Genomic DNA, 10427 nt, shown 5'->3' with positions numbered 1-10427 from the left:
CCCTACCTGTAAATTAGTTCAGCGCCCGCAGGCTCACCAGAGGTGGCCGGAGGAGCAGATGGCGGGTGCCCAGCCAGCCGGCCAGGGTCACCACCAGCACGCCGGCCACGGCCCCGACGCCCAGGGGCAACAGGCTGGGCAGATAGGGCAGCTTGAACACGAAGTGGCCCAGGGCCCAGCCGATGCCGGTGGCCCCCACGCCGGCCAGCACGCCGGCCACCAGGCCGAGCATGGCAAACTCGGCCAGCAGGGCCGACCGCAGCTGGGCATTGCGTGCCCCCAGGGTGCGCAGGATGGCGAGCTCCTTCTCGCGCTCGTCGTGGGTCGCCTGCAGCGCCCCGAAGAGCACCACCACTCCTGCCACCACCGCAAAGCCGAAGACGAACTGCACGGCGGCGATGAGCTTTTCCACCATGCCGCGCACCTGCCCGAGCATGGCTGCCACGTCGATGACCGTGAAGTTGGGGAAGGCGGCGACGATGCGGTTGGCAAACTCCAGCTCTGACGGGGGCAGGAAGAAGCTGGTGATGTAGCTCGCCGGGAAGGATTCGAGCATGCCCTTGCCGGCGATGACGAAGAAGTTGACCCGCATGGAGTCCCAGTCGAGCTTGCGCAGGCTGGTGATGCGCGCCTCACTGCGGGTGCCGGCGATCTCGAAGGTCAGCAGGTCACCCATGGCCAGCCCGAGGGTCTGGGCCAGGCCCTGCTCCACCGAGAACTGAGGGGTGGCGTCGGAGGCATGCCAGCGCCCGGCAGAAACGCTGTTGCCGTCGGGCAGGCGGGTGTCGAAGGACAGGTTGAAGTCCCGGTCCACCAGGCGTCGGGCGCGATCCTCGGTGTAATCGTCGGGCCCCACCGGGCGACCATTCACCGCCACCAGGCGGCCGCGGATCATGGGCTGCAAGCTGGGCTCGGGGCGGCCCGCATCCCGGAAGAACTGGCGCACCGGGTCCACCTGGTCCGGCTGGATGTTGATCACGAAGCGGTTGGGCGCGTCGGCAGGTGTGGCCTGCTGCCAGTTGGTCAGCAGATCGCCCCGCACCAGGGTCAGCAGCAACAGCGCCGTCAGCCCCATGCCCAGGGCCAGCACCTGCACCAGGCTGGCCACCGGCCGGCGGCGCAGGGAGGCGATGCCATAACGCCAGCCGCTGCTGGCCACCCCACGCACCCGGCCCAGGGCAGCCAGCACCAGCCCGCCCACGGCCGCATAGAGGGCGAAGGCCAAAGCAAAGCCGCCCACCACCCAGGCCCCCAGCAGCCAATCCCGGGCGATACCCACCAGCAAGCCGGCCAGCAGCAGCGCACCGATGGCCCAGGCCACACCCTCCCGGGCGGCCATGCCGTCCCATTCGCGGCGCAGCACGCGCAGGGTGGGCACCCGACCGAGGCGGATCAGCGGCGGCAGGGCGAAGCCCAGCAACAGGAGCATGGACACCGCCAGCCCGTGCAAAATGGGCCAGAACCCCGGCGGCGGCAAGGGAAAGCCCACCAGATCGCCCAACAGCCCATTGAGCACGAACTGCACCGCAAAACCCAGGGCACACCCCGCCACCCCGGCCGCCAGGCCGAGCAGGGCAAATTCACCGATGAACATGGCCATCAACTGCGCCTGCCCGGCACCCAGGCAGCGCATCACGGCGCATCCGTCCAGATGGCGCTCGACAAAGCGCCGGGTGGCCAGGCCCACCGCCACCGCCGCCAACACCACGGCCAGCATCGCCGCAAAGCGCAGGAAGCGCTCGGTGCGATCGAGGATGGAGCGCACCTCCGGGCGTGCGTTATCAACGGTTTCCAGTGTCTCGCCACGTTTCAGGCGAGCCTTGGCCCAGGTCTCGAAGGCCGCCACGTCCCGCGTCTCACCGGCCAGGTGCAGACGATGGAAAGCCCGGCTGCCGGGCTGGATCAGCGCGGTGGCCGGCAGATCCGCAGCGTTGATGATCAGGCGCGGCAACAGACTGAAGAAGTTGGCGCCCCGGTCGGATTCGAAAGACAGCACCGCGGCCATGCGCAGGCGCGAAGCGCCCAGCCCGACCATGTCGCCGGGGCGTGCCCCCAGGGCACTGGCCAGGCGCTCGTCCAGCCACAGCTCGCCGGGCGCCGGAATGCCTGCGGCCGGGGCATCGGGCTGATTCAGGCCGGGAGCGATGCGGATGCTGCCGCGCAGGGGATGGCCATCCTCCACCACCTTGACGCCGGCCAGCTGGGCGCCCTCGGCAGTACTGGCCATGCTGGTGAAGGTGCTCGACTCCACCGCCTTCAGGCCGAGCCGGGTGGCCTCGGCCCGATAGGCAGGGTCGAGGGCATGGTCGGACACCAGCACCAGGTCACCACCGAGCAGCTGGTTGGCTTCTCGCCCCAGGGCCTGGGCCACCCGGTCGGTGAAGAAGCCGACGCTGGTCAGGCTGGCGACGGCAATGATCAGGGCGACCACCAGCAGGCTGAGCTCGCCGGCGCGCAGGTCGCGGCGCAGCATGCGGAAAGATTGGGAAAGTGCGGGCAGGAATTGGTTCATGGGGTCTCAGGCAGCGCTGCCGCAAAAAGATTCCGGCCCTGGCCGGAATCTCCCGTCACCCGATCAGGCCGTGGCTGCCAGCCAGCGCTGCACCAGACGCACCCAGTAGGCCACGCCGAAGGGAATGGCCGCGTCGTTGAAATCGTAGTGGGGATTGTGCAGGGTGCAGCCCCCCTCCCCCGGCCCGTTGCCCAGCCAGATGTAGCAACCGGGCTTCTCCTGCAGGAAGTAGGCAAAATCCTCCGCGCCCATGCTCGGTTTGGGATCGACGCTCACCTTGCCTTCGCCGCAGATCTCGGCGGCCACCCGGGCGCAGAACTCGGCCTCGGGCACGGTATTGATGGTCGGGGGGTAGCCGCGCCGGTACTCGAAGTTCACATTGGCACCGAAGGCAGCGCCCACCCCGGCACAGACGCGCTGCATGGTGTCCTCGACCATGGACTCGACCTCGGGCCGGAAGGCCCGCACGGTGCCGCAGATGCGGGCAATGTCGGGGATCACGTTGTAGGCGTCTCCGGCATGGAACTGGGTGACGGACAGCACCGCGGCGTCCTGGGGGTCGCGGTTGCGGCTGACCACCGACTGCAGGGCCTGCACCAGGGCCGCACCGGCAAGCACCGGGTCGATGCCCTGGTGCGGCATGGCGGCGTGGGCGCCGTGGCCCTTTATCTCGATGTCGAAGCGGTCGGCGCAGGCCATCACCGGGCCGCGATGCACGGCGATCTCGCCCAGGGGCAGGCCGGGCCAGTTGTGCAGGCCGAACACCGCCTCCATGGGAAAACGCTCGAAGAGCCCGTCGGCAATCATCGCCGGGGCCCCGCCCTCCCCCTCCTCCGCCGGCTGAAACAGGAAGACCACGGTGCCGTCGAAGTCCGGGTTCCTGGCCAGATGCGCCGCCGCCCCCAGGAGCATGGCCGTGTGGCCGTCGTGACCGCAGGCGTGCATCCGGCCGGGGTGCCGGGAGTGGTGGTTGAAGTCGTTCTTCTCCTGGATCGGCAGGGCATCCATGTCGGCGCGCAGGCCGATGCTGCGGCCACTGCTGCCGGCCCGCAGAACACCGACCACTCCGGTCTTGCCCACTCCTGTGTGGGTTTCAATGCCCAGGGCACGCAGACGCTCGGCCACAATGGCGGCGGTGCGGTGCTCTTCAAAGGCCAGCTCCGGATGGGCGTGAATGTCCCGGCGGATAGCGGTGATTTCGGCGTGATCGGCCCGCAGTTTTTCAAGAAGGTGCATGATGCGTCCCGATAGGCGGCCCCGGCGGCCGTGACGGGAAGATGATAGCAGCGGGCCATGCGCTCGCTCCACCGCAAGAAGCAGGCTCACCGAATGAAACTTTTCTACGCTGATCACTTTGTCCTGCCCCTCCCCGAGGGGCATCGTTTCCCGATGGAGAAATACGCCCGTCTGCGGGAACGCCTCCTCGGGTCTGGCCAGTTCGAGACCGACGACTTCCACGTGCCCGATGCAGCCAGTGACACCGAATTGCTCCGTGCCCACGATGCCGGCTACGTGCAACGGGTTGTCCGCGGCACCCTGGACAAGAACGATATCCGGCGCATCGGCTTCCCCTGGTCGGAAGCCATGGTGGAGCGCTCCCGCCGCTCCGCCGGCGCCACCCTGGCGGCCTGCCGGGCGGCCCTGGACGGCGGTTGCGCCGCCAACCTCGCCGGCGGCACCCACCACGCCTTCCGCGACCGGGGCGAGGGCTTCTGCGTGTTCAACGACGCCGCCATCGCCGCCCTGGCCATGCGCGCCGAAGGCCGTGTCGAACGGGTCGCCATCATCGACTGCGACGTGCACCAGGGCAACGGTACGGCGGCCATCCTGGCCAGCCGGCCGGAGTGCTTCACCTTCAGCATCCACGGGGCGCGCAACTACCCTTTCGACAAGGAGAGCAGCGACCTGGACGTGGAGCTGCCCGACGGCACCGGCGACGACACCTACCTCACCGCCCTGCAGGCCGCCCTCGGTACGGTATTTGCCCGGGGCAAGCCGGATCTGGTGATCTACCTGGCCGGCGCCGACCCCTACGAGGACGACCGCCTGGGCCGCCTCAAGCTCACCAAGGCCGGCCTGGCCGAGCGGGACCAGCTGGTCTTCGACAAGGTCCGCCAGCGCGGCCTGCCCATCGCCATCGCCATGGCCGGCGGCTACGCCCGCAACATCGATGACACGGTGGAAATCCACACCAACACGGTGAGCGCCGCCGCGCGCCACTTCCGTGCACGTAAAGTTCCGTCGCTATAATCGACGCACACCCCCAAGAGGACTCCCCGATGCGTTTCGAAGGCTCCGACAACTACGTCACCACCCCTGACCTGATGCTGGCCGTCAATGCCGCCATCCGCCTGCAGCGCCCCCTCCTCATCAAGGGCGAGCCCGGCACCGGCAAGACCATGCTGGCCGAGGAGGTGGCTGCCGCCCTGGGCATGCCCCTGCTGCAGTGGCACATCAAGTCCACCACCAAGGCCCAGCAGGGGCTGTACGAATACGACGCCGTGTCGCGTCTGCGCGACTCCCAGCTCGGCGACGACAAGGTCAAGGACATCTCCAACTACATCGTCAAGGGCACCCTGTGGCAGGCCTTCGACGCCGACGTGCCCACCGTGGTGCTGATCGACGAGATCGACAAGGCCGACATCGAGTTTCCCAACGACCTGCTGCGCGAGCTCGACCGCATGGAGTTCCATGTGTACGAGACCCGCGAGACCGTGAAGGCCCGCCACCGCCCCATCGTCTTCATCACCTCCAACAACGAAAAGGAGCTGCCCGACGCCTTTCTGCGTCGCTGCTTCTTCCACTACATCAAGTTTCCCGACCGGGACACCATGCAGCGCATCGTCGATGTGCACTTTCCGGGCATCAAGCAGGCCCTGCTCAAGGAAGCGCTGGAGGTGTTCTTCGGCCTGCGCGAGATCCCCGGCCTCAAGAAGAAGCCCTCCACCTCCGAACTGATCGACTGGCTCAAGCTGCTGGTGGCCGAGGAGATCCCCGTGGAAGCCCTGCGCTCGCCCGACCAGAAGGCCAGCATCCCGCCCCTGCACGGCGCGCTGCTGAAGAACGAGCAGGACATGCACCTCTTCGAGCGCCTGGTGTTCATGGCCCAGCGCAACCGCTGAGATGCCCGTGCCGACACCCGCGGGCGAGTGAGTTCGCCCCTATATCCATCCTCCCGGACAGGGTCATGCTGATCGACTTTTTTCTGCACCTCAAAGCGCGCAAGCTGCCGGTATCCACCAAGGAATTCCTGACCCTGCTGGAAGCCATCCAGGCCGGCCTGGCGGGGCACTGCATGGAGGACTTCTACTTCCTCGCCCGCAGCAGCCTGGTCAAGGACGAATCCCACTTCGACCGCTTCGACCAGGCCTTCGGCGAGTACTTCAAGGGTATCGAGGCCATCCCCGGGCTGGAGGTGGACCTGCCCGATGAATGGCTGAAAGCCATGATGCAGAAGCACCTGAGCCCCGAAGAGAAGGCAAAGCTGGAAAAGCTCGGCTGGGACAAGCTGATGGAGGAGTTCAGGAACCGCCTCAAGGAGCAGAAGGGCCGCCACCAGGGCGGCAGCAAGTGGGTCGGCACCGGCGGCACTTCGCCCTTCGGCAACAACGGCTACAACCCCGAAGGCATCCGCGTCGGCGGCGAATCGGCGGGCAACCGTACGGCCGTCAAGGTGTGGGACCAGCGGGAATACCGCAACCTGGATGACAACGTCGAGCTGGGCACCCGCAACATCAAGGTGGCCCTGCGCCGCCTGCGCCGCTTTGCCCGGCTGGGGGCACCGGACGAGCTGGACCTGGACGGCACCATCGCCGCCACCGCCCGCAATGCCGGCTACCTGGACCTACTGATGCGGCCGGAGCGCCACAACGCGGTGAAAGTGCTGATCTTCTTCGACGTGGGCGGCTCCATGGACGACCACGTCAAAGTGTGCGAAGAGCTGTTCTCGGCCTGCCGCACCGAGTTCAAGCACCTGGAGTACTTCTACTTCCACAACTGCGTGTATGACCACGTCTGGCGTGACAGCTTCCGCCGCCACTCGGAGCGCACCCCGACCCTCGACGTCATCCACAAGTACGGGCCCGAGTACAAACTGATCTTTGTCGGGGATGCCACCATGAGCCCCTACGAGATCCTGCAGCCCAACGGCTCCATCGAATACAGCAACACCGAAGCCGGCGCCGTGTGGCTGCGGCGGCTGGCCGACGCCTACCCTGCCACCGCCTGGCTCAACCCGGAAGCCGAGCGCACCTGGGATTACCGGCAGTCCATCGGGATCATCCGGCAGATCCTGGGGGAAAAGATGTTCCCCCTGACCCTCGACGGCCTGACCCGGGCCATCACCCAGCTTTCACGCAAACACTGAGATCAGGGCACCCGGTAGTTTTCCTGGGTCATGATGTCCACACCGCACTGGAGGTTCTCGATCCAGTCGAGGAAGCGATTGACCATCACCTTGCCCTCGAAACGGCAGCCGTGCTGGGGCACGATCATCTCCACATCCAGCTGACGGACCATGTTCACCCAGAAGCGGCAGATCTTGTTGGAGATCATGTAACGGCGGTGAAAGCCCGCCATGGTGATCACGTGATCGTCGAAGTCGGTGACCGGCTTGGCGGCCTGGTCGTGGTCGACCAGGGATGCGCCCATGTCACCCGAGAACAGGATCTTCGACACCGGGTCGTAGAACTGGAAATTGCCCTCGGAGTGCATGAAGTGCGCCGGCAGGGCCTTGATCTTGCTATCGCCCAGGGCGATGTTCATGCCTTCGTCAGGAATCCCGAGGATGCGGGAGGTGTAGTCCTTGCCCGTCGTGAAGTGGGGGATGAAGCGCGTCCACAGGCGGGAAATCATCACCTTGCAGTGGGTGGACACCATCCACTTGTTGAGGGAAGCGATGATGTCCGGATCGGCGTGGGTGGCAAAGATGAAATCCAGCCCACGGGAAGGGAAGAAACGCTGCATGGACATCAGCAGACCGTTGTAGGTCATGTTGCCGCCCGGATCGATCAGCGCCCCGTGATCACCATCGACAATCAGGAACTGATTGCACTGCACGGCATGGTCAGCCTCCTCATCCACCAGATCGTAGAAGGCCAGACAGGCATGCTTGCCATTGTTGAAGAGTTCGACAGCCATGGAGATCGTTACAGGGAGTGAAATCGGACCGCTACTTTATCCGACTCGCAAGATGTGGAAAACATCACACCGAGAGTCCTTGATCGTGGTCAACGTATTGCCTCGTCACACCGGGAGCTTTGGGGTATCTTGGGCCCGGTTCATGCATTCGATGGAGTCATTCTTGAGAACACCGGTATTACTGTTGTCCATCGCCACCAGCCTCGCCCTGCTCTCGTCCGGCGCCACCTGGGCGATCGGCGAGGCCACGCAAACCCGCGCAGGCCTGGGCGCCACACCGGGGTCGGCGACGCCCTTCGGCGGTGCCCGTGCTCCGGGCCAGGTGGGCGTCCGCCCCGAAGGCCTGCCCCGCCCTTCCTCATCCCTGTGTGCGTCCCAGGCGCAAGGTCGTGGCAGCATGGCCAGCACCCGGAGAGACCCTTCGGGACGGATCCAGGTGTTTGGCGACCCTGCTGCCGGCCCCCGCCCCAGTGGCAGCATCTATACCTGCGCCGGGGGCAGCAGCAAGATCCGCGCCAATGCCGGAGCCGGCAAGGCCAGATCGGCCTACAACGGGCGCACCAACACCCTCAATGCGGCAACCGACGGATACGTGAACCGCTCGGCCACCAGCTCGATGATGCCGCGCAAGACCCCCTCCATGTATGACCCTGCCACCGGGGCTCTCCGGCCGCCGCGCAGGGCCAGCGCCTACGACGTCTATCAGCGGTAAACGAAAGGCGGGGGCAGCCCGACCGGCCTGCCCCCGCCCCCGTTCACACCCCCGGCGCCCTGCGGCGCCGGAGTCTGCTCATCACTTGCCGTTCATGGCCAGCATCAGCTGGTTGATGCGCTTCACGAAGCTCGCCGGATCATCCAGCGTGCCGCCCTCGGCCAGCAGGGCCTGATCGAAGAGCACCGCCGCCCAGTCGTCGAACTGCGCATCCTCATACTTCAGACGCAGCACCACCGGGTGGCTGGGGTTGATCTCGAGGATGGGCTTGGAGATCGGCATGTTCTGACCGGCCGCCTTCATCAGGCGGGCCAGATTCATGCCCATGTCGTGCTCGTCGGCCACCAGGCAGGCCGGCGAATCGGTGAGGCGGTGGGTGACGCGGACTTCCTTCACCTTGCCTTCCAGGCTGGCCTTCATCTTGTCGAGCATGTCCTTCAGCTCGCCGGTTTCCTTCTCGACGGCGGCCTTCTCGGCTTCGTCTTCGAGGGAGCCCAGATCGAGACCACCCTTGGCCACGGAGGCCAGCTGCTTGCCTTCGAACTCGGTCAGGTTGCCCACCACCCACTCATCCACGCGGTTGGAGAGCAGCAGCACCTCGATGCCCTTCTTGCGGAAGATTTCCAGGTGCGGGCTGTTCTTTGCGGCGTTGAAGCTGTCGGCGGTGACGTAATAGATCTTGTCCTGGCCTTCCTTCATGCGGCCGATATAGTCGGCCAGCGACACAACTTCCTCGGCGGTATCCGCCTGGGTGGACGCAAAGCGCAGCAGGCCGGCGATCTTTTCCTTGTTGGCGTGATCCTCGCCGACGCCTTCCTTCAGCACCTGGCCGAACTCCTTCCAGAAGGTGACGTACTTGTCCTTCTGGTTCTCGGCCAGGTCTTCGAGCAGGCCCAGGACCTTCTTGGTGCAACCGGCACGCAGGGTGTCGATGTCCTTGGACTCCTGCAGGATCTCCCGGGACACGTTGAGCGGCAGGTCGTTGGAATCCACCACCCCGCGCACGAAGCGCAGGTACATGGGCATCAGCTTCTCGGCGTCGTCCATGATGAACACGCGGCGCACGTAGAGCTTGACCCCGTGGCGAGCCTGGCGGTCCCACATGTCGAAGGGGGCATGGCCCGGCACGTAGAGCAGCTGGGTGTATTCGTGACGGCCCTCCACCTTGCTGTGGGTCCAGGCCAGGGGCGGCTCGTAGTCATGGCCGACGTGCTTGTAGAACTCGGTGTATTCCTCGTCGCTCACCTCGGACTTGGCACGGGCCCACAGGGCGTTGGCCTTGTTGACGGTTTCGTCCTCGTCGGTGACCACCTGCTCCTTCTTCTCCTCGTCCCACTGCTCCTTCTTCATCACGATGGGCTGAAGGATGTGGTCAGAGTATTTCTGGATGATGGAGCGCAGCTTCCAGCTGGACAGCAGATCGTCCTGGTCTTCACGCAGATGCAGGGTGATCTCGGTGCCCCGGCCGGCCTTGTCGATGGGCTGTACGGTGTATTCACCGGCGCTGTCGCCGGTCATCGAGCATTCCCACTGCACGGCGTCGGTGCTGGCCAGGCCGGCCCGGCGGGTGCGCACCGTCACCTTGTCGGCAACGATGAAGGCGGAGTAGAAGCCGACCCCGAACTGGCCAATCAGGTGGGCGTCCTTCTTCTGGTCGCCGGTCAGCTTGCCAAAGAACTCCTTGGTACCCGACTTGGCGATGGTGCCCAGGTTGGTCACCACCTCGTCGCGGCTCATGCCGATGCCGTTGTCGGCGATGGTGAGGGTGCGGGCAGTCTTGTCGAGGGCCACGCGAATCTTCAGCTCGGCGTCGTTTTCGAACAGCCCGCCGTTCTCGAGGGCTTCGAAACGCAGCTTGTCACAGGCATCGGAGGCATTCGACACGAGCTCGCGGAGGAAGATCTCCCGGTTCGAGTACAGCGAATGGATCATCAGGTGCAGCAGTTGCTTCACCTCGGCCTGGAAGTTCAGGGTTTGCGCGGACGACATTTGCTCGACAGTCATAAAGCTTGCTCCATGGGGACCGTTAACACCGCCCATATGGGTCCGCCCTTCCGACTTTCA

8 protein-coding genes are annotated in these 10427 nt (G+C 65.7%); 4 read left to right on the top strand and 4 right to left on the bottom strand.

Features of this window, described 5'->3' with window-relative positions:
• Positions 1–13 precede the first annotated feature (13 nt).
• Positions 14–2512 carry an FtsX-like permease family protein gene (locus tag L6Q67_RS17880; RefSeq protein WP_296572612.1) on the bottom strand — a complete coding sequence of 833 codons (2499 nt, stop codon included), beginning with the start codon at positions 2510–2512 and terminating at the stop codon, positions 14–16.
• A 63-nt stretch (positions 2513–2575) separates the two neighbouring features.
• Positions 2576–3748 carry a M20 aminoacylase family protein gene (locus L6Q67_RS17875; RefSeq protein ID WP_296572609.1) on the bottom strand — a complete coding sequence of 391 codons (1173 nt, stop codon included), beginning with the start codon at positions 3746–3748 and terminating at the stop codon, positions 2576–2578.
• Positions 3749–3841: 93 nt separating this feature from the next.
• Between L6Q67_RS17875 and L6Q67_RS17870 the strand changes: the two genes are divergently transcribed.
• The 3 genes from L6Q67_RS17870 to L6Q67_RS17860 all read left to right on the top strand — a co-directional run bounded on the left by L6Q67_RS17870 (position 3842) and on the right by L6Q67_RS17860 (position 6878).
• Positions 3842–4762 (top strand): histone deacetylase, encoded by a 921-nt coding sequence (locus L6Q67_RS17870; protein ID WP_296572606.1) that lies wholly within the window; start codon positions 3842–3844, stop codon positions 4760–4762.
• A gap of 29 nt (positions 4763–4791) precedes the next feature.
• Entirely contained in the window at positions 4792–5634 is an 843-nt protein-coding gene (locus tag L6Q67_RS17865) for a MoxR family ATPase (RefSeq protein WP_296572603.1), read from the top strand.
• A gap of 65 nt (positions 5635–5699) precedes the next feature.
• Entirely contained in the window at positions 5700–6878 is a 1179-nt protein-coding gene (locus tag L6Q67_RS17860) for a VWA domain-containing protein (protein ID WP_296572600.1), read from the top strand.
• 2 nt (positions 6879–6880) lie between these two features.
• Here the strand turns inward: L6Q67_RS17860 and L6Q67_RS17855 are convergent, their stop codons facing one another.
• Positions 6881–7651, bottom strand: a complete 771-nt coding sequence (locus tag L6Q67_RS17855; RefSeq protein ID WP_296572596.1) for an MBL fold metallo-hydrolase — start codon at positions 7649–7651, stop codon at positions 6881–6883.
• A gap of 184 nt (positions 7652–7835) precedes the next feature.
• Between L6Q67_RS17855 and L6Q67_RS17850 the strand changes: the two genes are divergently transcribed.
• A complete protein-coding gene (locus L6Q67_RS17850) occupies positions 7836–8363 on the top strand; it encodes a hypothetical protein (RefSeq protein WP_296572593.1) in 528 nt (175 codons plus the stop codon).
• Positions 8364–8444: 81 nt separating this feature from the next.
• Here the strand turns inward: L6Q67_RS17850 and htpG are convergent, their stop codons facing one another.
• Complete coding sequence (gene htpG / locus L6Q67_RS17845; RefSeq protein ID WP_296572591.1) at positions 8445–10367, bottom strand: molecular chaperone HtpG; 1923 nt, start codon at positions 10365–10367, stop codon at positions 8445–8447.
• Positions 10368–10427: the final 60 nt, after the last annotated feature.

It is taken from the genome of Zoogloea sp., assembly GCF_023150065.1.
Lineage (GTDB): Bacteria > Pseudomonadota > Gammaproteobacteria > Burkholderiales > Rhodocyclaceae > Zoogloea.
The sequence above is the reverse complement of the archived record's forward strand: the minus strand, read 5'-3'. Positions and strand labels throughout refer to the sequence as shown.

Excerpts from the sequence above, each read along its gene's own strand:
- L6Q67_RS17880 (WP_296572612.1), bottom strand. The coding sequence starts at position 2,512 with ATGAACCAATTCCTGCCCGCACTTTCCCAATCTTTCCGCATGCTGCGC.
- L6Q67_RS17875 (WP_296572609.1), bottom strand. The coding sequence starts at position 3,748 with ATGCACCTTCTTGAAAAACTGCGGGCCGATCACGCCGAAATCACCGCT.
- L6Q67_RS17870 (WP_296572606.1), top strand. The coding sequence starts at position 3,842 with ATGAAACTTTTCTACGCTGATCACTTTGTCCTGCCCCTCCCCGAGGGG.
- L6Q67_RS17865 (WP_296572603.1), top strand. The coding sequence starts at position 4,792 with ATGCGTTTCGAAGGCTCCGACAACTACGTCACCACCCCTGACCTGATG.
- L6Q67_RS17860 (WP_296572600.1), top strand. The coding sequence starts at position 5,700 with ATGCTGATCGACTTTTTTCTGCACCTCAAAGCGCGCAAGCTGCCGGTA.
- L6Q67_RS17855 (WP_296572596.1), bottom strand. The coding sequence starts at position 7,651 with ATGGCTGTCGAACTCTTCAACAATGGCAAGCATGCCTGTCTGGCCTTC.
- htpG (WP_296572591.1), bottom strand. The coding sequence starts at position 10,367 with ATGACTGTCGAGCAAATGTCGTCCGCGCAAACCCTGAACTTCCAGGCC.